General features: G+C 66.1%; 21 protein-coding genes. 14 read left to right on the top strand and 7 right to left on the bottom strand.

The annotated features are described in order from the left end of the window. Positions 1-235 precede the first annotated feature (235 nt). From acs to P0645_RS12955, 8 genes are all read left to right on the top strand, one after another. Positions 236-2,200 carry an acetate--CoA ligase gene (gene acs, locus P0645_RS12990; RefSeq protein WP_284165012.1) on the top strand — a complete coding sequence of 655 codons (1,965 nt, stop codon included), beginning with the start codon at positions 236-238 and terminating at the stop codon, positions 2,198-2,200. Between the two features lie 2 nt (positions 2,201-2,202). Then, complete coding sequence (locus P0645_RS12985; protein ID WP_284165109.1) at positions 2,203-2,886, top strand: adenylate kinase; 684 nt, start codon at positions 2,203-2,205, stop codon at positions 2,884-2,886. Between the two features lie 64 nt (positions 2,887-2,950). Next, positions 2,951-3,208, top strand: coding sequence for a DUF4212 domain-containing protein (locus P0645_RS12980; RefSeq protein ID WP_284165011.1), 258 nt, complete (start codon positions 2,951-2,953; stop codon positions 3,206-3,208). A gap of 14 nt (positions 3,209-3,222) precedes the next feature. Continuing rightward, complete coding sequence (locus P0645_RS12975) at positions 3,223-5,175, top strand: sodium:solute symporter family protein (protein WP_284165010.1); 1,953 nt, start codon at positions 3,223-3,225, stop codon at positions 5,173-5,175. Positions 5,176-5,232: 57 nt separating this feature from the next. Continuing rightward, entirely contained in the window at positions 5,233-7,056 is a 1,824-nt protein-coding gene (locus P0645_RS12970; RefSeq protein ID WP_284165009.1) for a DUF294 nucleotidyltransferase-like domain-containing protein, read from the top strand. Positions 7,057-7,060: 4 nt separating this feature from the next. Beyond that, positions 7,061-7,594 carry a hypothetical protein gene (locus tag P0645_RS12965; RefSeq protein ID WP_284165008.1) on the top strand — a complete coding sequence of 178 codons (534 nt, stop codon included), beginning with the start codon at positions 7,061-7,063 and terminating at the stop codon, positions 7,592-7,594. Position 7,595: 1 nt separating this feature from the next. Then, entirely contained in the window at positions 7,596-7,991 is a 396-nt protein-coding gene (locus tag P0645_RS12960) for a response regulator transcription factor (protein ID WP_284165007.1), read from the top strand. Beyond that, positions 7,992-10,058: a 3'-5' exonuclease gene (locus tag P0645_RS12955; RefSeq protein WP_284165006.1), complete on the top strand. Its 2,067-nt coding sequence runs from the start codon at positions 7,992-7,994 to the stop codon at positions 10,056-10,058. Positions 10,059-10,162: 104 nt separating this feature from the next. On the opposite strand, the gene P0645_RS12950 is transcribed toward P0645_RS12955, so the two are convergent. From P0645_RS12950 to P0645_RS12940, 3 genes are read right to left on the bottom strand one after another with little or no spacing between them, the layout of a single operon-like run. Further along, a complete protein-coding gene (locus P0645_RS12950) occupies positions 10,163-11,593 on the bottom strand; it encodes an FGGY family carbohydrate kinase (RefSeq protein WP_284165005.1) in 1,431 nt (476 codons plus the stop codon). Further along, on the bottom strand, positions 11,590-12,822 hold the full coding sequence (locus tag P0645_RS12945) for an NAD(P)/FAD-dependent oxidoreductase (protein ID WP_284165004.1): 1,233 nt from the start codon (positions 12,820-12,822) through the stop codon (positions 11,590-11,592). The genes P0645_RS12950 and P0645_RS12945 overlap by 4 nt, the downstream gene beginning before the upstream one ends. After that, a complete protein-coding gene (locus tag P0645_RS12940) occupies positions 12,815-14,200 on the bottom strand; it encodes an NAD(P)/FAD-dependent oxidoreductase (protein WP_284165003.1) in 1,386 nt (461 codons plus the stop codon). Before P0645_RS12940 ends, P0645_RS12945 begins: the two co-directional genes overlap by 8 nt. Positions 14,201-14,361: 161 nt before the next feature. Here P0645_RS12940 and P0645_RS12935 point away from each other — a divergent pair, with 161 nt between their 5' ends. From P0645_RS12935 to dctP, 4 genes are all read left to right on the top strand, one after another. Beyond that, complete coding sequence (locus P0645_RS12935; protein WP_284165002.1) at positions 14,362-15,132, top strand: DeoR/GlpR family DNA-binding transcription regulator; 771 nt, start codon at positions 14,362-14,364, stop codon at positions 15,130-15,132. Positions 15,133-15,155: 23 nt separating this feature from the next. Then, on the top strand, positions 15,156-15,668 hold the full coding sequence (locus P0645_RS12930) for a TRAP transporter small permease subunit (RefSeq protein ID WP_284165001.1): 513 nt from the start codon (positions 15,156-15,158) through the stop codon (positions 15,666-15,668). Beyond that, positions 15,665-17,002: a TRAP transporter large permease gene (locus P0645_RS12925; RefSeq protein WP_284165000.1), complete on the top strand. Its 1,338-nt coding sequence runs from the start codon at positions 15,665-15,667 to the stop codon at positions 17,000-17,002. The genes P0645_RS12930 and P0645_RS12925 overlap by 4 nt, the downstream gene beginning before the upstream one ends. 92 nt (positions 17,003-17,094) lie before the next feature. Further along, positions 17,095-18,147 carry a TRAP transporter substrate-binding protein DctP gene (gene dctP / locus P0645_RS12920; protein ID WP_284165108.1) on the top strand — a complete coding sequence of 351 codons (1,053 nt, stop codon included), beginning with the start codon at positions 17,095-17,097 and terminating at the stop codon, positions 18,145-18,147. A 66-nt stretch (positions 18,148-18,213) separates the two neighbouring features. On the opposite strand, the gene P0645_RS12915 is transcribed toward dctP, so the two are convergent. The 4 genes from P0645_RS12915 to P0645_RS12900 are packed head-to-tail and all read right to left on the bottom strand — an operon-like array spanning position 18,214 to position 21,810. Further along, a complete protein-coding gene (locus P0645_RS12915) occupies positions 18,214-18,957 on the bottom strand; it encodes an N-formylglutamate amidohydrolase (RefSeq protein WP_284164999.1) in 744 nt (247 codons plus the stop codon). Further along, positions 18,957-20,267: a glutamine synthetase family protein gene (locus P0645_RS12910; protein WP_284164998.1), complete on the bottom strand. Its 1,311-nt coding sequence runs from the start codon at positions 20,265-20,267 to the stop codon at positions 18,957-18,959. Before P0645_RS12910 ends, P0645_RS12915 begins: the two co-directional genes overlap by 1 nt. Then, complete coding sequence (locus P0645_RS12905) at positions 20,264-20,890, bottom strand: cysteine hydrolase family protein (RefSeq protein WP_284164997.1); 627 nt, start codon at positions 20,888-20,890, stop codon at positions 20,264-20,266. The genes P0645_RS12910 and P0645_RS12905 overlap by 4 nt, the downstream gene beginning before the upstream one ends. After that, positions 20,887-21,810 (bottom strand): MurR/RpiR family transcriptional regulator, encoded by a 924-nt coding sequence (locus P0645_RS12900; protein ID WP_284164996.1) that lies wholly within the window; start codon positions 21,808-21,810, stop codon positions 20,887-20,889. Before P0645_RS12900 ends, P0645_RS12905 begins: the two co-directional genes overlap by 4 nt. A gap of 121 nt (positions 21,811-21,931) precedes the next feature. On the opposite strand from P0645_RS12900, the gene P0645_RS12895 reads away from it, so the two are divergent. Both P0645_RS12895 and P0645_RS12890 read left to right on the top strand, forming a co-directional pair. Further along, entirely contained in the window at positions 21,932-23,758 is a 1,827-nt protein-coding gene (locus P0645_RS12895) for a branched-chain amino acid ABC transporter ATP-binding protein/permease (protein ID WP_284164995.1), read from the top strand. Then, the gene (locus tag P0645_RS12890; RefSeq protein WP_284164994.1) at positions 23,755-24,921 is read left to right on the top strand and encodes an ABC transporter substrate-binding protein; all 1,167 of its coding nucleotides are present in this window, start codon (positions 23,755-23,757) and stop codon (positions 24,919-24,921) included. The genes P0645_RS12895 and P0645_RS12890 overlap by 4 nt, the downstream gene beginning before the upstream one ends.

The raw sequence follows: 24,921 nt of genomic DNA, 5'->3' as shown, positions 1-24,921 counted from the left end.
TGTCGCCGCGTCAACCGGCAGCCTGTTGAAACATTTGCGGAAATGGGCCTGTGGCGACGGTCATTAACAGGAAACTCTGCTGATATGTGAAGAAATTTACAAAAAAATCCTTTCGTTAAAGTGGGTTATCAAGGAATTAATATTGCGCTATGCTCGTCATCAACTGGCGCTGCCCCTTCCCGCAGCGCCCCGGGGGAAATGCGGGTCCGGCCGGCCCGCCGATGAGGAGAAAAGCATGTCCGAGACCGGTTCTGCCCAGCACCTTCACCCTGCGCCTGAGGAATTCGTCGCGCGCGCCCATGTGGACCGCGCCAAGTACGACGACATGTACCGCGCCTCGGTCGATGACCCGGCGGCCTTCTGGGGCGCGCATGGCAAGCGCGTGGACTGGATCAAGCCCTTCAGCCGGGTCAAGAATACCGACTTCACCTTCGGCCAGGTCTCGATCAAATGGTTCGAGGATGGCCAGCTGAACGTGGCGGCCAATTGCATCGACCGCCACCTCGCCAAACGTGGCGGCCAGACAGCGATCATCTGGGAGCCGGACGATCCGGCAACGCCTGCCCGCCATATCTCGTACAAGGAACTGGCCGACAAGGTCGGGCGCATGGCGAACGTGCTGAAGGCGCAGGGCGTCAAGCGCGGCGACCGGGTGATCATCTACATGCCGATGATCCCCGAGGCGGCCTATGCGATGCTCGCCTCGGCCCGGATCGGCGCGATCCATTCGGTGGTGTTCGGCGGCTTTTCCCCTGACGCGCTTGCCAACCGCGTGAACGATTGCGAGGCAAAAGTGGTGATCACCGCCGACACCGCGCCACGCGGCGGCAAGCGGACGCCCCTGAAGGCCAACGCCGACGCGGCGCTTCTGCATTGTTCGGACAAGGTGAAATGCCTTGTCGTCAAACATACCGGCGACCAGACCACCTGGGTCGAGGGGCGCGACGTGGACGTGCTGGCGGAAATGGCCAAGGCCAGCCCCGATTGCCCGGCAGAGGCGATGGATGCGGAAGACCCGCTCTTCATCCTTTATACCTCCGGCTCCACCGGCAAGCCGAAGGGCGTCGTGCATACCTCGGGCGGCTATCTCGTCTATGCGGCGATGACGCATGAGCTGACCTTCGATTACCACGAGGGCGACGTCTACTGGTGCACGGCGGATGTGGGCTGGGTCACCGGCCACAGCTATATCGTCTATGGCCCGCTGGCGAACGGCGCGACCACGCTGATGTTCGAAGGCGTGCCGACCTGGCCCGACGCGGGCCGGTTCTGGGAGGTCTGCGCCAAGCACAAGGTCACGCAGTTCTATACCGCGCCGACCGCGATCCGTGCGCTGATGGGGCAGGGGCCGGAATGGGTGGAAAAGCACGACCTGTCGTCCCTGCGCCTGCTCGGCACCGTGGGCGAGCCGATCAATCCCGAAGCCTGGGTCTGGTATGACAAGTACGTTGGCAAGGGCCGCTGCCCGATCGTCGACACATGGTGGCAGACCGAAACCGGTGGCCATCTGATCACGCCCCTGCCGGGCGCGATCCCGACGAAGCCCGGTTCGGCCACGCTGCCCTTCTTCGGCATCCGGCCAGAGGTGCTGAACGCGGAGAGTGGCAAGGTGCAGGAAGGCAATGGCGTCGACGGCGTTCTCTGCATCGCCGATTCATGGCCGGGCCAGATGCGCACCGTCTGGGGCGATCACCAGCGGTTCCAGGAAACCTATTTCCAACAGTACAAGGGCTACTACTTCACCGGCGACGGCTGCCGCCGGGATGAGGACGGCTATTACTGGATCACCGGCCGCGTCGATGACGTGATCAACGTCTCGGGCCACCGCATGGGCACGGCCGAGGTCGAAAGCGCGCTCGTCGCCCATGCGCAGGTGGCCGAGGCCGCCGTCGTCGGCTACCCGCACGAAATCAAGGGACAGGGCATCTATGCCTATGTGACGCTGATGAAAGGCGTGGAGGCCACCGACGACCTGCGCAAGGAACTGGTGAAATGGGTCCGGACAGAGATCGGCCCGATCGCCAGCCCTGACCTGATCCAGTGGGCGCCGGGCCTGCCCAAGACCCGGTCGGGCAAGATCATGCGCCGGATCCTGAGGAAGATCGCCGAGAACGATTACGGCGCGCTTGGCGATATCTCGACGCTCGCCGATCCGTCGGTGGTCGAGGACCTGATCAACAACCGCATGAACCGGGCGTGACGATGGCGAACGAGGTTCTTACCCGGTCGCCGGTCGTCGTCCTGCTCGGGCCTCCGGGTGCCGGCAAGGGCACGCAGGCGCGTATGCTGGAAGAGGCTTTCGGCCTCGTCCAGCTTTCGACCGGCGATCTTCTGCGTGCGGCGGTTGCTGCGGGAACGCCCGCCGGTCTTGCGGCCAAGGCGGTAATGGAGGCGGGCGGGCTCGTATCGGACGAGATCGTGCTCGACATCCTTGCCGACCGGATGGCCGCACCCGATACGGGTGCTGGCGTCATCCTCGATGGCTTCCCCCGCACCACCGCGCAGGCCGAGGCGCTTGATCGCATGCTCTCCGCGCGGGGGCAGAAGGTCGACACCGCGATCAGCCTGGAAGTCGAGGACGAGGCCATGATCGACCGCATCGCAGGGCGGTTTACCTGCTCCGATTGCGGCGAAGGATATCACGATACCCACAAGCAACCCGCCCGGGCGGGCACTTGTGACAGATGCGGCGGCACGGCGTTCAAGCGCCGGGCCGACGACAAGGCCGAAACGGTGCGGGAAAGGCTGAAAGCCTATCACGCCCAGACGGCACCGCTGATCGCCTATTACGAAGGCAAGGGCGTGCAGGACCGGGTCGATGCGATGGCTTCCATCGCAGAGGTCCGCCGCGCGCTTCAAGCCGTCGTAGGCCGCGTGTCAGCCTGAGGAGGGGCCAGCGCCCCGGGAGGAGGGGCGCCGGTTGGCAATGACAACAAAGGGAGTAGCAGACATGGCGGACAAATCGACGTCCAACGCCTACTGGGCTGCGAACGTCCGGGTGATCCTGATCTCGCTTGCGATCTGGTTCGTCTGTTCGTTCGGGCTTGGCATCATTCTTCGCCCGGCGCTTTCGGGCATTCACATCGGCGGCGCCGACCTTGGCTTCTGGTTCGCCCAGAACGGGTCGATCTATGTCTTTCTTGTGCTGATCTTCGCCTACGCCGCGAAGATGAACAAGCTCGACAAAGAATACGGCGTGGAAGAGTAAGGGGACGGGGACAGATGGATCAGTTTACCCTCAACCTGATTGTGGTGGGCATGACTTTCGCCCTCTACATCGGGATCGCGATCTGGGCCCGTGCGGGCTCGACCGCAGAATTCTATGCAGCCGGTCGCGGCGTTCATCCGGTGATGAACGGCATGGCCACGGGCGCCGACTGGATGTCGGCGGCCTCGTTCATCTCGATGGCGGGCATCATCGCCCTGTCGCCGGCTGGCGGCTACCAGCAATCGGCCTTCCTGATGGGCTGGACGGGCGGTTATGTGCTGCTTGCCCTTCTGCTTGCGCCCTATCTGCGCAAGTTCGGCAAGTTCACCGTGCCTGAGTTCATCGGCGACCGCTTCTATTCGGGCACGGCGCGGCTTGTGGCCGTCGTCTGCCTGATCGTCATCTCGGTCACCTATGTTATCGGCCAGATGCGCGGCGTCGGCGTGACTTTCTCGCGCTTCCTCGAAGTGTCGACGGACAACGGCCTTTATATCGGCGCGGCGATCGTGTTTGCCTACGCGGTCCTCGGCGGCATGAAGGGCATCACCTATACACAGGTGGCGCAATATGTCGTGCTGATCATCGCCTACACGATCCCGGCGATCTTCATCTCGCTGCAGCTGACCGGCAGCTTCCTGCCCCAGCTTGGCCTGATCGGCAGCTACGCGCCGCAGGGCGGCGAAGTGGCGATGCTCGAGAAGCTTGATCAGGTCGTGACGGAACTGGGCTTCACCGCCTACACGGCCGACACGTCGAACATGTTCAACATGGTTCTCTTCACCATGTCGCTCATGATCGGGACCGCCGGTCTGCCGCACGTCATCATCCGCTTCTTCACCGTTCCCAAGGTTTCGGACGCGCGGTCGTCCGCGGGCTGGGCGCTGGTGTTCATCGCGCTTCTCTATACCGTCGCCCCGGCGGTAGGCTCGATGGCGCGGCTGAACCTGACCACGACCTTCTGGCCGAACGCGGTGACCGGCAATGCCCTTGACGGCGACGCGATTGCGCTTGCCGACATCGACAGCAAGCCGGAACTGGCCTGGATCAATACCTGGAAGGCGACGAAACTGCTTGAGTTCAGCGATCTCAACGGCGACGGCAAGATCCAGTACTTCAACGAACCGAAGGCGGTGACTGCTGCCAACAAGGCGCTCGCCGATGCCTCCAAGGCGCTGGCGGACTCGACCGAAGCCGACAAGTCGGCCCTGGAAGCCAAGGTGGCGGAAGCCAAGGCGGCGGTCGATGCGGCACTGGCCGAAGCCACGCTCGGCGGCAAGTCGCTGGCCGAACGCGGGCTCGTCGGCAACGAAGTGACCAAGATCGACAATGACATCATGGTCCTTGCCAACCCCGAGATCGCCAAGCTTCCGGGTTGGGTGATCGCGCTTGTCGCCGCCGGTGGCCTTGCTGCCGCGCTCTCGACGGCGGCGGGGCTTCTGCTGGCCATCTCGTCGGCCATCAGCCACGACCTGATCAAGGGTTCGCTGAACCCGCAGATCTCTGAGAAGGGCGAACTTCTTGCCGCCCGTATCTCGATGGGTGTCGCCATCGCGGTGGCGACCTGGCTTGGCCTCAACCCGCCCGGCTTTGCCGCGCAGGTGGTCGCTCTGGCCTTCGGTCTGGCAGCTGCCACGATCTTCCCGGCGCTGATGATGGGGATCTTCTCGACCCGCATCAACAAGGAAGGGGCGATCTCGGGCATGCTGGCCGGTCTGGCGTTCACATCGGTCTACATCTTCCTCTACCTCGGCTGGTTCTTCATCCCGGGTACGAACGTCTACGAAAACACCGCGGCGAACTACTTCTTCGGGATCTCGCCCTTGTCGATCGGGACGGTCGGCGCCCTGGTGAACTTCGTCGTTGCCTATGTGGTGACGGGCATGACGAAGGCCCCGCCGCAAGAGGTGGTCGAGCTGGTCGAGTCGATCCGCATCCCGAAAGGGGCGGGCGCGGCTCAGGCCCACTGATGACAGATGCGCCCCCGGCCCAAGGTCGGGGGCGTTCCCTTTTGACAGGCATTCCAAATGAGCGAAGGGTTGGATACAGTCACCGGCTTTCTGGACGCGGTCCATCCCTACGACAGTCTGCCGCGGGACGAGCTGGCGCGCGTCGCCGGTTCCTTCAGCCGCAGAACCTACGCGAAAGGCGCGGCGATCTATCAGATCGGCCAGCCGCTTGACGGGCTCTACCTGATCCGCGCGGGCGCGGTCGAGGTGAAGGACAGCCTCGGCCAGACCATATCGCTTCTCGGCCCCCGCAACTCTTTCGGCGAGCGCGGCCTCGCACGGGACGGACTGGCCGTTACATCGGCATCGGCGACAGACGACAGCGAGATACTCGTCCTGCCGCCTGCCGAATATCGCAGGCTGCTGGGCACAAGTGCGGCGTTCGAGCGGTTCTTTGGTCGTGGCCGCGCGAGCGAGCCGCGCAGCGCCGGGATCGCCACCCGCAAGGTGGCGGACCTGATGGCGCAGGCGTCGGTCACGGTGACGCCCGTCGATACGGTCGAGGAGGCTGCGCGGCGGATGCGCGATGCGGGCGTCTCTTCGGTCGGGGTCGTCGAGGGCGAACGGCTCGTGGGCATCCTCACGACGCGCGACATGACCGGGCGCGTGCTGGCGGCGGGCCTGCCGGGCGCGACGCCGGTCGGGGCGGTCATGACACGCGATCCGGTGTCGCTGGGGCCTGAAGCACTCGGCTCGGATGTGCTGCATCTGATGTACGAACGCCGCATCGGCCATCTGCCGGTGGTCGACGGCGGGCGGCTCGTCGGCATGGTCACCCAGACCGATCTCACCCGCTTTCAGGCGGTGGGCTCCGGCCAGATTGTCCGCGATGTGGCGGCGGCGGCCACGGTCGCCGAGATGGCGGCGGCAACCGCGCGCATCCCGCAGCTTCTGGCGCAGCTCGTCGGCGCGAACACGCCGCATGAGGTCACCACCCGCCTCATCACCGATGTCGCCGATACGGTGACGCGCCGGCTGCTGGCCATGGCCGAGGAAAAGCTTGGCCCCCCGCCCGTGCTCTACCTCTGGCTCGCCTGCGGCAGCCAGGGGCGGCAGGAACAGACGGGCGTCAGCGATCAGGACAATTGCCTGATGATCGAGGATGCCGCGACCGAGGCGGACATGGACTATTTCGCGGCGCTCGCCCGCATCGTGTCGGACGGGCTGAACGACTGCGGCTATGTTTATTGCCCTGGCGACATGATGGCCACCAATCCCAAATGGTGCCAGCGCGTCGCGGTCTGGCGCGACTATTTCCGCGGCTGGATCGCCACGCCCGATCCGATGGCGCAGATGCTGGCGAGCGTGATGTTCGACCTGCGCCCGATTGGTGGCACGGTGGGCCTGTTCGCCGATCTGCAGCGCGAGACGCTGGAACGGGCCGCGAAGAATTCGATCTTCGTCGCCCATATGGTCGCCAACAGCCTGAAACACGCCCCGCCGCTGGGGCTCCTGAGAGGCTTTGCCACCATCCGCTCGGGCGAGCACAAGGACAGGATCGACATGAAGCATAATGGCGTTGTGCCGGTCACCGACCTTGCGCGCGTCTATGCGCTGATCGGGCGGATCGAGGCCGTGAACACCCGCGCCCGGCTGGAGGCGGCAGAGGCGGCAGGCGTGATCTCGGCCTCGGGCGCGCGCGATCTGATCGCGGCCTATGACCTGATCGCCGAGATGCGGCTTGTCCATCAGATGCGCCTCGTGCGCGCAGGGGCAAAGCCCGACAATTTCCTAGCGCCCTACGACCTGGCGGATTTCGACCGCAGCCACCTGCGCGACGCCTTCGTCGTCGTGCGCACCATGCAATCCGCCGTGGGACAGTCCCGCGGCGCCCCGGGATGACAGAATGGCCCTTGAACTGATCGCCGCCCTTGCCGCCGCCTTCGCCCTTGCAGGCATCGCCATGCTCGCCCGGCGCCTGTCCGGCGGGCGCATGCCCAGATGGATCGTTCCGGCCGCCGCCGGGATCGGGCTCATCGGCTTCACCATCTGGTCGGAATATGACTGGTACCACCGCGCCACCGCCGACCTGCCCGAGGGTGTGACGGTGGTCTGGCAAGACAGAGGCGCGATGCCGCTCAGGCCATGGACCTACCTCTTCCCGCTGACGACGCATTTCGTGGCGCTCGATCGGCGCGAGATGGCGGCGCATCCGGTTCGGCCGGAGCTGCGCATGGCGCAGGTTTATGATTTCGGCCGCTGGCGGCCGGTGCAGGCGGCTCTCATGGTCTTTGATTGCGCCGGGGGGCGTCATGCGCTGCTGACGGCGGGGGCGGAAGTCACGGCAGAAGGCACCTTGTCGGGCGCAGACTGGACAGTGCCAGCCGCTGACGACCCGGTGCTGAAGGCGGCCTGCGGGGCCGCGCCGTCGGGAGGCTGATGTGACACAACCGGCACAGGCGAGTATCCCAAGAGTGCTCGTGGTCGAGGACGAGGACAATATCGCCATCGCGCTCGACTATCTGATCCGCCGCGAGGGGCTGGAACCCGAGCGGGTTTCGAACGGTGCCGAGGCGATGGAGCGCATCCGCGCCAGCCACCCCGACCTCGTGCTTCTGGACGTGATGCTGCCGGAAATGTCGGGATACGAGATTTGTCAGGCGGTTCGGCTTGATCCCGAACTGAAACATATCCCCATCCTGATGATGACCGCGCGCGGATCAGCAGTCGAACGGCGCAAGGGGCTGGCGCTTGGGGCCGACGGGTTCATCGCCAAGCCCTTCGAACTGAAGGAGCTGCGCAGCGAGATGCACCGACTGCTGGACAAGGCTGAGTAGATGTTCGCGCGCCTGTCGCTTCGCACGCGGGTGCTTCTGTTCTTCTTCTTGCTCGGCCTCGGGGCGGCGTTCGCGATCACTTCGGGCGCAGTCGCGGGCTACCATCGTCTGGGCCTGACCGAGGCGAGGGACGGGTTCACCCAGTCCGCCCTCATTGCGGTCTTTCTGACCATCGGGCTGGTCGCCTGGATCTGGTACCTCTTCGATCTGAACGTGGCCAAGCCGATCGACCGTCTGTCGGGCGAGCTGCGCGCCCGCGCGCATGCCGAAGGCGGCCAGGAACTGGATGCGGCCATTGCGCGACATCTGGGCGATCTGGCGCCCGCCGCCGCCGCCGCCGCCCGCAGCCTTGAGGAAGCGCGCAGTGCGCTGGCAGAAACCGTGGCGCGCGAGACGACACGCATCGCGAACGAAAAGGCACGGCTCGAGGCGATGATGGCGGACATTCCCTTCGGGCTGATCCTTTGCACGTCCGACCATCAGATCGCCTTCTACAACGCGCCCGCGGCCGACTATCTCGGCGCGGATTTCGCCGGACCCGGCCTTGATCGCAAGCTGTTCGACTATCTGCGCGCCGGTCCGATCCGGCATGCCTATGACAGGCTCGTGGCGGAAGGGGACAGCGATGTTGCGTCTGACCTTCTGTGCGTGACGCGCGAGGGTGCGCATGTTCTGGCGGCCCGCATGCGGCTCACGCCGGGCGGTGGCGCGGCGCCTGCCTATGCACTCAGCCTGCGCGATATCACGCAGGAACAGGCCGCAGCGGCTGAGCGCGCGGCGCGCGAGGCGGCATTCACCGATGGGGTGCGCCGCGCTTCGGCAAACCTGTCGGCACTCGCCGAGGCGGTGATCGCGGACGATACCGCGCCGCCGCTGATGGGCGCGCTGCGCGACGAGGCGGCGAAGCTTTCGGCGGCGGTTTCCCTTCATGCGCGGGACGGGGGGGCGGACCGCGGCGCCGGGATCCTGCCGATGACGCGGGCCTCGGATCTGATGGATGGCTGGCGCGCGCGCTCCGAGGCCGCGGGTCTGGCGGCCGGGGGCGAGGCGGCAGCGCTGCTTCTGCGCTGCAACGGGTTCGATCTGATCGCGCTGCTCTCCGGTCTGGCCGAGGAGCTGCATGAAGCCGCCTTTGCCAGCGAGGTCGGGCTTGTGATCGCCGAGGAAGGCAGCGGCGCGGCACTTCGGCTGTCCTGGTCAGGCGATCCGCTGCCGGTCGGGCGGCTGGAAGGCTGGCTCGACCGGCCGCTCGATCCCGGCCATCCGCTTCCATCGCGGCGCAGCGTCCTCATCGCGCATGGGACCGACATCTGGCCCGAGCCGGCCGCGGCCGGACGCCAGTCGCTCTGTCTGCCGATCCTGTCGGCGCGCCGGGCCGAGGCGCGGCCCGCGCCTGTCGCGCGACGGGTAACCTACGACTTCGATCTTCTCGCCCGCGCGCGGAATGCACCCGCGGGCGAGGCGCGGCTGGCCGACCTGACCTATGTCGTCTTCGACAGCGAAACGACCGGCCTTCTGCCGCATGAAGGTGACGAGATCGTGCAGCTTGCTGCCATACGCATCGTCAACGGCAGGCGCGTGGCGGGCGAGGTCTTCGACCTTCTGGTCAACCCCGCCCGCCCGATCCCGCCCGCCTCGACCGCTGTCCATGGCATCACCGACGCGATGGTTGCGGATGCGCCGCCCGTCGCCGAGGCGGTCGCGCGCTTTCACCGCTTCGCCGAGGGGGCGGTTCTCGTCGCCCACAATGCGCCCTTCGACATGGAATTCCTGCGCCGGACCGAGGGCGCGACGGGCCTGAGGTTCGATCACCCGGTGTTCGATACCGTGTTGCTGTCTGCAGTGCTCTGGGGCCAGCACGAGGTCCATACGCTCGACGCGCTGGCCCACCGGTTGGGCGTTTCCATCGCCGAGGAGGACCGGCACACGGCGCTAGGCGATGCCGTCGCGACGGCGGATGTGTTTCTGAAGATGGTCCAGATGCTGAAGGGGCGCGGGTTCGAGACTTTCGGGGCGGTGATCGCCGAGGTGGCGCGGCACAGGCGGCTGTTGAAGGACCTGAACTGACGAGCGCGCCTCCTCGAAGCGCTTCGCGCACTCGTCGGGCGCGCGTTTCGCGAGGAGTGCACGAAGTGCATCGACGAGCCCTGCCTCGGCCGACGGCGCGAGGCTCAGGTGAGGCGCACCGCGTCGATCGCCCGCCGCGCGCTTTCGAACCGCTGCCGCCAGGCTGCCCTGGGTGCACCCGGATCCGGCTTCAGCATAGTGCCGCCCGATTGCAGCCTGACCTCGATGCCCGCCGCCTCTGCCGCCATCAGCGCCAGGCCCTTCGCGGTCAGTTCCGGTTCATCCGACAGGTTGAGGCTCAGCCCAGTCGCATCAGCCAGAAAGCGGGTGAAATAGCGGTTGCGCGACAGGCCGCCATCGACCGAGATTGCGCCCTTGAGTGGCCGAAGCGCCGCGAAGGCATCAAGGACCTCCGCCGTGCGGAGCGCAATTCCTTCCAGAAGCGCCTGCAACAGATCGGCGCGGCCCGTGTCCAGCGCCATGCCAAGCCATGCCCCGCGCGCCGTCCGCGACCAGTGCGGGCAGCCAAGACCCGCGAGGGCCGGAACGAAGGCGAGCCCCCGGTCGATGGCGGGGGCGGCAGGGAACCGGTCGATCTCTTCGTAGCAGGCGAAAAGCCCGAGCCCCCGCGCCCAGTTCACTGCCGCCGCCGCCGCATAGACCCCGCCATCAAGCGCATAGGTTGGCGCCTCGCCTTCCCGCTGCCAGGCGACCGTGGGAAGCGGTCCCGGCTTTTGGGGGCGCAGGAGCGCGCCGGTCACGCATTGCACGAAGGCGCCGGTGCCGAAGGTGATCTTTGCTTCTCCGGGCGCCCGGCAGCCGTGGCCGTAAAGGGCGGCCTGCTGATCGACGATGCTGGCGCAGAGGGCGGTGCCGCCGGGTAGCGTGCCAAGCGCGCCGCTCGTCGGTCCGATCTCTGGCAGGGCATCGAGGGGCACGCCGAAGAGGCGGCAGAGGTCAGGGTCCCAGTGCCCCGTCTCCAGATTAAGAAGCGAGGTGCGCGAGGCGGTGGCGATATCGGTCTGAAACCGCCCGGTCAGCCGGTCGCGGAAGAAGGCGTCCGTGGTGCCAAGCCGCAGGTGGCCTTGCCGCGCCAGTTCGGCGGCGACCGGGTTTTCCCGGACGATCCAGCCAAGCTTCGAGGCCGAGAAATAGGGGTCGAGCGGTAGGCCGGCCCGCGCCATGACCTCAGGCGCCGCGCCGGATGCGTCAAGCGCGGCGACCTCGGGCGTTGTCCGGTCGTCCTGCCAGACGATGACCGGGCCGACGGGGCGGCCATCGCGGGCGTCCCAGGCGAGGCAGCTTTCGCCCTGATTGTCGAGACCCGCGACGTGGGCGGCGCCGTCCGATGCCTCAAGGCACTGCACGACATTGGCCAGCAGTTCCGCGCCGTCGTGCTCGACCCAGCCCGACTGCGGATAGGACTGGCGATGCTCGATGCTCGCGACCGGTTGGAGCGCGCCATCCCCGGAGAGAAGGAGCGCGCGGGTGCTGGTGGTTCCCTGGTCGATGGCGAGGATCGGCGTCTGGGTCATTCTATCGTCAGCCTCGGGGGCGGTGCGTTCGGCTCGATGGTCGGCAGGCGCATCAGAATCCGTTGTTCCGGCCGGTGGTTCAGCCGACGGTAGGCGATCAGCCGGTCCCCCTGCCAGAGGCAAAGTCGGCCTCTGGCAGGGGTCGCGAGCCTGATCTGCAGAGACGGGGCGAGGCCCCGCCCCTCTGCCGGCGCCATCGGCAGGACCTGCGGCATCGCAAACTTCAGCGCGGCATGGTCGAGAGCGATCGGCCGCGGCCGGTCACCGGCACGCAGATCGCCCCTCAGGCTCGCCGCAATGGCATGGGCGGCGCGGCGGCCCTCGGCCCAGCTCCAGCCAGCGGTCTCGACCCCGCGCAACAGGTTCCCGGCGGCGAAATAGGCCGGGTCGGACAGGCGGCCCCAGCCATCGACCTCGGGTCCGCCAGTCGCCGGGTCGACGGCAAGCCCGGCCTCGCGCAGGAGGCTCGCTTCCGGGCGGAACTGGCCGGTGACGATCACCCCGTCGGTTTGCAGGCTGCGCTGGCCGGCCGCCCCGGCTATCTCGACGCCTTCGACGCGTCGGGTACCGCGAATGGTCTCCAGTCGCGTTCTGGCGAGAAAAGGAATGCCGAAAAGGCGCGCGAGAAGCGGGACCGGCCACCGTGCCGTGGCACGATCGCCCTCCTCGATCATCGCGACGGGGCGGATTCCGGCATGGCGGCAGGTAAGAAGTGCCGAGAAGGCCACCAGCTCCGATCCGATGATGACGGGGCGTTCGAACGGTTTCTGTTGGTTCAGGTAGACGAGCCCCTGCAGCGCGCCGGTTGGCAGGATGCCGCCCGGCTTCTCGCCACCGATCATGCGGGCGGCACGGCTGGTTTCGCGGACACCGGTCGCCAGCAGGACGGCGCGTGCCCGGATCGTGGCCAGGCCGCGATCGTCGGAGATGGTGAGACGCCCGCCGGGCCCAAGCGCGGTCACCGTCGTTCCGGTGCGGATGACCACTCCGGCCGCTTCGGCGCGCCTGACCAGCCGCGCCGCATAGTCGGGCCCGCGCAGAAGCCGGTGGAATTCGCGCATCCCGAACGGATAATGGCCGCAATGGCGCGGGATCCCACCTGCCTGCGCCTCGCGTTCCAGAATCGCGACGCGTGCCACACCAAGCCGCCGCAGTTCGGCTGCTGCCGCCAGCCCCGCCGGGCCGCCGCCGACGATGGCGACGTCGACCTCTTCGACCCGCTCACTCATCGCGGCGCGTCCCCGCGAGCATCGGTTCCGACAGACGCCCTTCGGTCAGGCGCGCCAGTTCGGCGGAACAATAGAAGCCCTGACAGCGGCCCATTGTGACGCGGGTTCGGCGTTTCAGCCCGCCCATGTTTCCCGCCGCCATCGGGCCGGTCAGGGCCGCCTCGATCTCGCGCCGTGTCACCCGTTCGCAATGACAGACGATGCCGCCATTGCCCGACTGCTGCCAGTCGCGCCGCACTTCATCGGAAAGCGCGGGCATGCAGGGCCAGACCGGATCGGAGAGCGTCTGCTCGCGCCTCCCCGCGAGCCGCGCGACATGCGCGGCGATGCCGAGCGCTGCCGACAGGCCGGTCGAGCGGATGCCGCCCACGGTGATATAGTTCTCGGCTTGGTCGGCACGGATGCGGTAGTGCTTTTCCTCGGTGGCCGGGCGCAGGCCCGCATAGATCGCCGTGATCTCCTGATCCCGCAGGGCGGGCAGGATCTCCTCGCCGCGCTTGCGTAAGGCTTCCAGCGCCGCGCGGTCCATCGTCGCGTGGATGCGGTCGTCCTGTTCCTCGGCCGTCGGGCCGACGAGCAGGTTGCCGAAGGCGGTACGGCAGACGACGACGCCCTTGGTGATCTTGTTCGGCACCGGCAGAAGGATGTGGCCAAGAAGCGCCGCCGCGGGTTTGTCGTAGACCACGAACTGGCCCTTGCGAGGCTTGATCGTGAACCAGCTTTCGCCGGTGAGGCGCCGGTCGACCTCGTCGCCCCAGAGGCCTGCGGCATTGATCACCAGCGCGGCGCGGACAGGGCCGGCAGTGGTCTCCATCTCCCACTGACCACCCACGCGCCGACCCCTTCGCACCTCTGCCTGCCGCATGAGCGTTGCACCATTGTCCAGCGCCTGCCGCAGATAGGCATGCGCCGCCGACCATGGGTCGATCAGGCTTTCGCCGGGGATGCGGAAGCCGCCCAGGACGTTTGCGGCGAGTGCCGGTTCCAGCTGCCGGATGTCGGCCGCGCTCAGGGGTTCGACATCGGCGACGCCGTTCCTCTGCGCCTGATCGAGCAGTTCGGGCAGCTGATCCAGTTCCTCCGGCGTCCAGGCGAGGACCATCGCGCCGGATCGGATCAGCGGCAGGTTCAGCCGGGCGTGGATATCCAGATATTCCGCATGGCCCTCGCGGATGCACTGCAGCTCCAGCGAACCCTCCGGCGCGTCAAAGCCCGTGTGCAGAATCGCGCTGTTGCCCTTCGACGCACCATCGAGAACATCGGCCGCCTTTTCCAGCAGCACGACGCGGGCGCCGTCGAGCGTGAAGCGCCGCGCGAGCGCGCAGCCGACAACCCCGCCGCCGATCACCGCCACGTCATATGTCCGGGCCCCTGCCAAGCGCTGCCATCCCCCTATCAGGCTGAAACATTCTTTCCATGGAATGACTGAGTGGTCAATATGTTGGAAATAGCAGCCAAGTTTTGTGGATTTTCACATATGTTCTGAAATGGAGTTGACAAAGAGGCAGGCTCCCGCATCTTTCACTCAGGGGAAGGTCGATGAAGCCAATTCAAAGACAGCTGAAGATTGCGGAGATGATCCGTCGCCAGGGCGAGGCGTCGGTCGATGCGCTTGCCGGGCATTTCGGCCTGTCGACCGAAACGATCCGCCGCGACCTCGCGCAGCTGGCCGAAACCGGGAAGATCCAGAAGATCCACGGCGGCGCGCGCGTGGCGCGTCTGCAAAGCGAAGGCAGCTTTGCCGAACGGCTCGGCCGCGAATCCGATGCCAAGACGGCGATTGCCGAAACGCTGGCCGGCATCATCCAGCCCGGCGAGACTTTGTTCATCGACACCGGTTCCACGACACTTGCGGCCGCCGACCGGCTGGCGCGCATTCCGGGTCTGACGATCATCACCAATTCCGCCCGCCTTGCCGACCGGCTGTGCCAGTTCGGTTCCGACGCGGCAATCTATCTGCTTGGCGGGCGCTATCACGAGGATAATGCCGAAACGACCGGCCCGCTGGCCATCGCCCAGATCGCGGCCTTTCAGGCCGATCACGCGGTCCTGACGGTCGCGGCCGTCGATCCTGAGTTTGGCGTGACCGACGCGAGTTTCGAGGAGGCGCAGGTCGCCCGCGCGATGGTCGAGAATGCGCGCAACGTCATCATTCTGGCCGACAGCAGCAAATTTGGCCGCCGCGCGGCATTTTCCGTCTGCAAATGTACAAACATCGGTGTTTTGATCAGTGACGAGGCGCTTGGCTGGACCCACCGCGAGCTTCTGACCGAGGCGGGCGTCCAGGTCTGGTGCGGCAACGAACGATAAGAAGCAGCAACAGGGATGGCGACGTGTGGGCAGCGATTAGAACCTATGTGCGGGTGACGGACCGGGTCTCGGACTATGTCGGATACGCCGCCGCCGCGCTGATCTTCTACATGGGCGCGGTGCTGATCTTCGACGCCTTCACCCGCAACGTGATCAAGATGCCCGTGTCCTGGGCGATCGAGATGACGCAGTTCACGCTGACGGCCTACTACTTCATGGGCGGGCCGATGACGCTGAAGAACAACGATCACGTCCGGATGGACCTGTGGTATTCGCATCTTTCCGAACGCGGGAAGGCCAAGATCGACCTCGTGACGATCGGCTGTCTGATCTTCTTCCTTGGCGTGATGCTCTGGGGCTCGGTCTCCAGCCTCGAATATGCCATCGAGACCGGCGAGCGACGGTTCTCTATGTGGAACCCGTCGGTCATCCCGATCAAGGCGCTCATGGTGGTGTGTCTCGTCCTCATGCTCCTGCAGGCCGTTGCACTTGTGTTCAAGCATGTCGGGACCCTCCGCGGGGAGAGCCTTGAATGAGCTACGAGACGATCGCTCTTCTGATGTTCGCCTCGATGGTGCTTCTGCTGGTGTCCGGCCAGCGGGTCTTTGCCGCCATCGGTTTCGTGGCTTCCGGTGCCGCGCTTCTGCTCTACGGCCCCGGCGCGGCTGACCTGCCGTTCAACCAGGTTTTCAAGCTGTTCAACTGGTTCCCGATGCTCACGCTGCCCATGTTCATCTACATGGGCTACATCTTGTCCGAGGCGGGGATCGCCGAAGACCTCTACCGGATGCTGCATGTCTGGTTCGGCCGGGTGCGCGGCGGGCTTGCCGTAGGCACGATCTTCCTCATGGTCATCATCTCGGCCATGAACGGGCTTTCGGTCGCGGGCATGGCGATCGGCGCCACCATCGCGCTGCCGGAAATGCTGAGGCGCGGCTATGACAAGGTGCTGATCTCGGGCGTGGTGCAGGGCGGCTCATCGCTGGGCATCCTCATCCCGCCGTCGGTGGTGCTGGTCCTTTACGGCATGATCGCGCGCCAGCCGGTGTCCAAGCTCTGGTTCGCGGGGCTCGTTCCCGGGCTGATCATGGCGGCGATGTTCGTCATCTACGTGCTGGTCCGCGCCCGGCTGAATCCCTCGCTTGCCCCCGTCGTCGATGACGAGGAACTGAACATGCCGCTGCGCGAGAAACTCGCGCTGGCGCGTGCGGGCATCGTGCCCTTCGTCATCTTCTTCCTGATGACCGGCCTTTTCGTTTCGGGCTACACGAGCCTTGTCGAAAGTTCGGCGGTCGGCGCCTTCTCGGCCACCGCCGCGGCGATCCTGAAAGGCAGGATGAGCTGGCGGCTGATGCGCGACACCGCGATGAAGACGCTGGGCGTTTCGTGCATGTTCCTGTGGCTGATCCTCGCGGCGCTGGCCTTCGGCGCGGTCTTCGACGGGATCGGCGCGGTGAAGGCGGTTGAAAACCTGTTCATCAACCAGTGGGATCTGTCGCCCTGGGCCGTCATCATCATGATGCAGATCAGCTTCGTGGTGATGGGCATGTTCCTCGACGACACGGCGATGCTGGTCATCGTCGCGCCGCTTTACATCCCGCTGGTCAAAGCGCTCGATCTTGGCTTCGACAACCAGTTGATCTGGTTCGGCGTCCTCTACACGATCACTTGCCAGATCGCCTATATCACGCCGCCCTTCGGCTATAACCTCTTCCTCATGCGCTCGCTTGCGCCGAAGGAAATCACACTCGTCGATATCTACCGTTCGATTTGGCCCTTTGTCGCAATGATGGTTCTGACAATCATCATGCTGATGATCTGGCCGCAACTGGCGCTCTGGCTGCCTGAACATATGAATGTCAGAGGCTGACCCAAACCCAAGGCCCAGGAAGAGGCCGCCATCGCAACAAGGAGTGAAAGATGACAGATAAGATCAAACCTCAAAGCCCGTCGGAAGCGATCATGTCGAGCCGCCGGAACTTCCTGAAACGGTCGGGTCTGGCCGCCGGGACTGCCCTTGCAGGCTCGACGCTCGCCGCGCCTTACGTCAACGCCCAGTCCGGCCCGATCAAATGGCGCCTGCAGACCTACTCCGGCGCTCCTCTCGGCGCCCATGTGATCAAGCCGCAGATCGAGGCGTTCAACGCCGCCGCAAACGGCGAGATGGAGATCGAGCTTTACTATGCCGACCAGCTCGTGCCCACCGCCGACCTCTTCCGCGCGCTCCAGTCGGGCGCGCTTGACGCGGTGCAGTCGGACGAGGCGACGATGGCCTCGCCGGTCGATATCGCGGTCTTCGGCGGCTACTTCCCCTTCGCCACCCGCTACCCGCTCGATGTGACGGCGCTCTTCCGCTACTACGGGCTGAAGGAAATCTGGGAAGAGGCCTATTCCGAAGTCGAGAATGTCACCTGGCTCTCGACCGGCTCCTGGGACCCGCTTCACATCTTCACCGTCGACAAGCCGATCCGCAGCCTTGCCGACATGAACGGCCTGCGCGTCTTCGGCGTGCCGACGGCGGGCAAGTTCCTGGCGAAATACGGCCTCATCCCGGTGACGATCCCGTGGGACAATGTCGAGGTCGCGATGCAGACCGGCGAGATCGACGGCGTCGCCTGGTGCGGCTTCACCGAAGCCTACGAGGTCGGCTGGGCCGACGTGTGCAAATATGCGCTGAACAACGCCGTCACCGGCGCCTGGTTCGGCAGCTATTTCACCAACACCGCCAGCTGGCAGAAGGTGCCGCCGCACCTGCAGGAACTGTTCCGCATGTCGATCGACCAGTCGCACTATTACCGGCTTGGCTGGTACTGGGGCGGCGAGGCGAAACTGCGCGTCGAGGGCGAGAAGATGGAACTGACCCAGCTTCCCGACGAGGAATGGGCGCAAGTCGTCTCTGACGCGAACGGCTTCTGGGATGAGGTCGCGGCCTCGAGCCCGCGCGCGGGCAAGGTGGTGGAGGCGTTCAAGACCTATGCCTCGAACATGGAAAAGGCGGGCTACCCCTACCGCTGAGGGTCCGCCTGCAAAGAACGCCCGCCCGGTCTTCCGGGCGGGTTTTGCTTTTCCGGTCGCGGCGGTTCAGATGGCGGTCAGCGCGCGTGCCAGTGCGCGTGCCAGTGCGTCGGCCCAGTCCGCCTGTCCCTTCGGGGCGGCGATCAGGTCATGGCGGATCTCGACCAGAACGGCGTCCAGGCCGCGCGCCTCGCCATGCACCGGAACCGTATAGTCGCCGCCGTCCTCGATCCGGTAGGGTTCGTTGTGGGCTATGCCCGCCGCCGCGCCGCCCAAGGCATCGACCAGCGCCGAGGCGAAGGCCGAGGCATGGCGATAGAGGATGCCCGCGCGCCAGGGTCGTGCGACGCCGAGGAAGACCGGGGTGAAGGAATGGATGGCGACGATGCGCGTTGGCCTGCGCGCGCGCTGCCGTTCGTCGAGCAGTGCACCGACGGCTTCCTGAAACGGATGGAACCACCGGGCGGCGCGGCGCTGCCGCTCCCCCTCGCCAAGGTTCAGGTTGCCGGGAATGTCGGTCGCCTCGCTGCGCTCGGGGATCGACGTCGGGCTGGACAGCGGGCGGTTGAGGTCGATCAGCAGTCGCGAGGCGCCGCCCAGCACAAGCGGCGCGTCGAGCTTCGCTGCCAGTCTCCGGGCGACAGAGGCCGCGCCGATATCCCATGCGATGTGGCGCTCAAGGTCGGCGCAGCCAAGCCCGAGGCCGTCATAGTCGGGCGGCATCCAGTTCGACGCATGTTCGCAGAGAAGCACATAGGGCGCGATGCCCGCTGGGTTGACGATCTCGACCGCGGCGCGCTCTTCTGCCATCAGTAGATGCCTGCGTAGCGTCGGCAGAGATCGTCGTCGAGTGATGGTCCGGCAAGCGCGATCTCGGTCCGCTTCATGCCGACATAGGTCTCGGAGGCGAGCGGCGCGAACCATCCCGTCGCCACCGGATCGCCGAGGAACCGTTCGAGCGCCGCCTCCAGCGACTGCGGCAGCCGTTCGAGGCCGAGCGCCGCCCGTTCGGCGGGTGGCAGCGTCTCGGGGTCGCCGGAGAAGAGGGGCGGGTCGGGCAGACGCCGCTTCAGCCCCTCGATCCCGGCGCGGACGATCACGGCAAGCGCGAGGTGCGGGCAGGCACAGGCATCGGCGGCACGGTATTCGAGATTGAAGGCACGCGCAGGATCGGTGCCGCCAAGGGTCGTGACCGGGCAGATCCTGAGGCTCGCCTCGCGGTCGCGGTCGCCGAACCAGGTATAGCTTGATGACCAGTTGTGCGGCCTGAGCCTGAGATAGGATATCGCGCTTGGTGCGGTGAAGGCGGCAAGGGCGGGCAGATGGCGGATTATGCCCGCCGCGAAGCTTCCCGCAACGGCCGAGACACGACCGGGACGCGCGGCGTCGAAAGTCGCATTCGTGCCCTTGTCGTCGGCGAACGAGAAATGGATATGGACGCCATTGCCCACGCCCTCGATCGCCGTTTTCGGCGCGAAGCTCGCCTGCCAGCCCCTGAGCGATGCCAGTTCCCGGGTAATCTCGCGCAGGACAACGGCGCGGTCGGCGGCGGCGAGGCCGTCGGTCGGGGCCATCGTCACTTCGAACTGATCGCGGCCATATTCGGCGATGAACACTTCGGGCTTCAGCCCGAGCGCGTCGAGCGCCGCCATCAGATCGGGTCCGAACGGATCGGACTGGCGCAGTGCGCGCAGCGAGAAGGCCGGGGCTTGCGCCCATCCGGTGCCGAACAGCTGGAACTCATGCTCGAAACTGACCTGCAGTGTCAGCCCGGTCAGCGATTTCAGTTCCGCAAGCGCGCTGCGCAGGAAGGTGCGGGGGCAGAGCGGCCAGGGCGTTCCGTCAAGCTCAACGATATCGCTCATCATCATGTCGGTCGGTGTTGCCGCGCCGGGCAGGGTGACGCGGTAGCGGGCCCCCTCGTCGCCCAGAAGCCGCAGGTCGCCGGACGAGCCCCAGGGGTTGGGGTCGGCGATCTGGTCGAAGGGGGTCAGCGACATGTTGGCGGGCACCCAACCCACCGACTTTGCCCGGCCCGGCGTGAAACTTTCCGCCGGGATGGACCGTCCGCGGGTAATCCCGGCGTAATCCGTCGTCACGAAGGTCAGAAGTTCGGTCATCTCGCCTCCATCCGCGACAGGATCGTGTCGGTGTCGGTGACCCAGCAATAGCCGCCATAGGCGCGAAGCGCGCCGTCGTGCCTATCCTGCGTGTAGGTCGCGCAGGCGTCCCCGGGCACGGCGACCAGATAGCCCCGGTCGGCCGCGTCCCGCACAGCCATGTCGACACATTGATCGGTGACGACCCCGGCGACGATCAGCGTCCTGACCCCGAGATTGCGCAAGACGTAATCTATGTTGGTCGAGTTGAAGACACCCGACGAGGTCTTGGGCAGGACGATCTCGTTGGCGATGGGGGCCAGCTCGTCGATCGGCCCGGCCATCGGATGCCCTTTGGGGATCATCAGGTTGGACAGGCGGTGATCGAGCGAGACGTCGCGGCAATCCTCTGTCAGCGCCTCGATGATCGTATGCATGACCTGGATGCCACGGGCACGCGCCCGGGCGAGAAGCCGCGACTGGTTCGGGATCACCATGTCGCGCAGGCGCCGGTGATAATAGTGGTCCGGTCCCAACTCGGGGTGCGCGGGGTCGAGGCCCGGCGTGCAGAAGATCTTCTGCATGTCGACGAAGAGCAACGCGCTTTCTCCGGCCCGGAAACGGGTTTCGCGTGGATTGGTCATGCTGGATCTCCTGCGCCGGGATCTGGCGAACCCTGACCTGTCGCAATCGTGATGTGGTTTTCGGTGCGGATCGCTTCCATCGCCCGGACCCGGTCGCGCCAGTCAGGCGCAAGCCGCTCTGCCACACCCGCGACGACCGCCTCGACCTGCAGAACCGGTGTCACGAGCGTATCGAAGGGCGAGGCGGTTTCGGTCGGCGCCATGAGGACCGCGTCGGCGATGTCGGCAACAGGTGAACGCCAGACGTCGGTGAACAGCGCGATCTGCGCGCCGCGCGCCCGCGCCTGACGGGCGAAGCCCACCGTATCGTTCTGATAGCGACGATAGTCGAACAGGACGAGCAGGTGCCGCTTGTCCATGTCGGCCAGCCGGTCGGAAATGTCCGCGCCCGAACCGTCCAGATGCTCGGTGCCGGGGCGCAGATGGTGAAGGCAGCGCTGGAGAATACCCGCGACGAAGCGCGAGAACCGGCCTCCAAGGCAAAGGACGCGCAGTTTCGGGTCGGAAAGAAGCGCGACCATCCGCTCGAAGTCGGCGGTCGCGGTACTGCGTGCCAGTTCCTCGCAACGGCCGACGGTTTCGCGCAGGAAGTCCTGATAGACATTCGCGCCCTCGGTCGGCGCCTGCGGCGGCAGCGTGAGGGGGGAGCGCATGTGCAGCTCGACCTCGGCGATCAGGGTCGCCTGCATCTCTGCATAGCCTTCAAAGCCCAGACGGTTTGCCAGCCGGATCACTGTGGGATCGCTGACACCAGCCTCGCGCGCCAGCCGCGAGACCGTTGTCAGGCCTGCGGCCGGATAATTCGCAAGCAGCACGCGGATCACCTTGAGTTCGGCATTCGAAAACCCCGTCGCGGCGCCCAGAAGGCGGTCGCGGACGGATTCGTGCGGTGTGTGTGCGTGCGATGCGAAATCGGTCATTGCAGCTCCGACAATGTAGCATTCATTACACGCATTCGCTTAGACCAATCAACATGAAATTTTTTCTTGACAGCGAGGGAAGCGCGACGGAATGCTCGGGGGAACAACGAGCGAGTGACGGATGCGCCTTTGGTTTGCCCTGCCGAGGACTGCGTGGCTGAGCGCGGGGCTGCTGTCGGCGGCACTTGCTCTCGTCGCATTTCTCATGCGCGCGCTCATGGGGGCGGGGGGCGACAATATCGCGACGCTGATGCTGTTGCAGGCCGCCGCCGTCCTGGCGCTTGCGGTCTTCAGCGGCAATTCAGGCATCACGTCCTTTGGCCATTCGGCCTTCATGGGGCTTGGCGCCTATGCGGCCGCGCTGATGACCATGCCGGCGGCGGTGCAGAAAACCGCGCTGCCCGGCCTGCCCGGCTGGCTGCAGGGGCACGAACTGGGGCTTCTCGCCGCACTCGGGGTGGCGGCGTTGGTCGGGGTCATCGTCGGTGTGGCGAGCGGCGCGGTGATGGCGCGGCTTTCGACCGGATCGGCGGCGATCGGCACGCTGGCCTTCCTGATCATCCTGCATGTCTGCCTCGTGGGCGCGCGCGACATCACGCGCGGCAGCCAGACCTTCTATGGCGTGCCGCGACTGACCGGGTTCGGCGTCGCGCTGGTGGCGGCGGTTCTTTTCACCTTCATCGCCCGGCTCTTCCGGGAAAGCCGCGTTGGCCTCGCGCTCCGTGCGTCGCGCGAGAACGAGGTGGCTGCGGCGGCGCTTGGGGTGAGCGTCGGCCGGATGCGGCTGATCGGGTGGGCGCTGAGCATCACGCTCGCCTGTGTCGCGGGCGCGCTTTATGGCCACTATCTTGGAGCCTTTTCACCCAAGGACTTCTATTTCGACCTGACTTTTCTTCTGATCGCGATGCTGATCGTCGGCGGCCGTTACAGCGTGACCGGTGCGCTGGCCGGTGTGGTGATGCTGACGGCGGTGGTGCAGATCCTCAGGCAGGGCGAGGCGGGGCTTGACCTTGGCCTCTTCGCATTGCCGCCGGTCTTCGGCCTGCCACAGCTCGGCCTTGGCCTTGCATTGCTCTTGACGATCTGGGCGCGCCCTGTCGGGATGGTCGGGCTTTCGGAACTTGCACCCGCAACTTTCGCGCCGAAACTCGCCGATCCGCCACCTGTTGCGGTCGCGGCACGGCGCGGCGCGCGTGCGGCGCGCCCCCTCGCCATATGCGATGTAACCGTGCGCTTCGGCGGGCTCGCGGCACTCGAGGGCGTCAGCTTCACGGTGCCGACCGGGCAGGTCACCGGCCTCATCGGCCCGAACGGCGCGGGCAAGACCACGCTCGTCAACGTGATCTGCGGTCAGCAGCGCCCGACCTCCGGCGCGGTCCTGCTCGATGACCTGCGGCTCTCCGAGCTGGCGCCGCACGAGGTTGCCCGCGCCGGTCTGGCCAGAACCTTTCAAAATATCCGCCTCTTCGACAGGTTGACGGCGTTGGAGAATGTCACGATCGCCGCGCAGGCCGCCGGTCACGGGCGCGCAGAAGCAGAACAGCTGGCGATGTCAGAGCTGGAGCGTGTCGGGCTTGCGAACCGGTGGAACGAACTGGCAGAGGCTTTCGCCTATGGCGACCGGCGGCGGCTCGAGATCGCGCGGGCGCTCGCGCTCGATCCCGAATTCCTACTTCTCGACGAACCGGCGGCCGGGATGAACCCCGCCGAAACCGACCGGCTGATCGCCATGCTGGAAGAGCTGCGCCGTGAACGACCCATCGGCATCCTGGTGATCGAACATGACATGCGGCTGATCATGCGGCTCTCGGACCGGATGGTCGTCCTGAACAAGGGCCAGAAGATCGCCGAAGGCACGCCCGAGGCAATCCGCAACGATCCGGCGGTGATCGAGGCCTATATCGGAACGAAAAGACCTGACCACAACCAACGGGGAGAGATGAAATGACACGGACAAGACGCATGCTGACGCTTTGCACGGCAATGGCTCTGTGCGGTTGGGCGGCTGTGGGCGCGGCGGGGGCCGAAGAGGTGACGATCGGGCTCGCGACCGGCCAGACCGGCGGGCTCGCGCCCTTCGATCAACCCTCGCTTGCCGGGTTCCGGATGGCCATGGACGAGATCAATGCCCGCGGCGGGCTCGGCGGCACATACATGGTGACGCTCGATATCAAGGACACGAGGTCGGATACCGGCGCCACCGTTCAGGCCGCACAGGAACTGGTCGCCGCGGGCGTCAAGTTCCTGATCACGCCCTGCGACGCCGATCCCTCGATCGCGGCGGGCCAGATCAGCCAGGCCGCGCAGATCCCCACAATGACCTTTTGCGGCACGACACCCACCATCACCGATGCGGTCGGCGACTATATGTTCGGCTCCTACCCGGCCGACAATGGTCAGGCGACGCTTCTGGCCCAGCATGCGATCGCCAAGGGCTACAAGAGCGCCTATATCCTGAAATCCCCCGACAGCGCCTATACGCTGCGCCTGCCGGAATATTTCGCCGAAGTGTTCCAGAAACTCGGCGGCACGGTCGCGGGCGAGGGAAGCTATTCGCTCGGCCAACAGGATTTCGCGGCCGAGGTGACGAAGATCGCCGCGCTCGACCCGCAGCCCGATGTCATCATGACGGCCGCCTACGAGCCGGACTTCCCCGCCTTTCTCAAGGCGCTGCGCGGGGCGGGCGTGACCGCGCCCATTCTCGGTTCCGACGGGATCGACAGTCCGACGACGACCGGCCTTGGCGACATTGCCAATGGCATCGTTCATACCACCGCCGGTTTCCCGACCGACGGCTCGCCGCTGGGCGAGTTCTATGCGAAGTACGAGGCGGTGACGGGCGCCGCGCCGGAAACCGTCTATGTCGCGACCGGATATGAGATCCCCTATATCCTCGACGCGGCGGTGACGGCGGCGGGAACGATGGACGGGCCCGCCCTGCGCGATGCGCTGGCGAACCTTGAGAATGTGCCGGTGCTGACGGGATCGGTGACCTACAAAGGCACCAACCGCATGCCGCTCCGCGCGATCACGCTGGTCGAGATCCAGGGGGGCGCGCGGGTGCCGGTCGAGACAGCCACGCCCGATCCGGCGCTGGTTCCGGCACCCTGA

It is taken from the genome of Frigidibacter sp. SD6-1 (assembly GCF_030143255.1).
Taxonomy (GTDB): domain Bacteria; phylum Pseudomonadota; class Alphaproteobacteria; order Rhodobacterales; family Rhodobacteraceae; genus TMP-24.
Note: the sequence above shows the minus strand (reverse complement) of the source record. Positions and strands in the feature narration are given on the sequence as shown.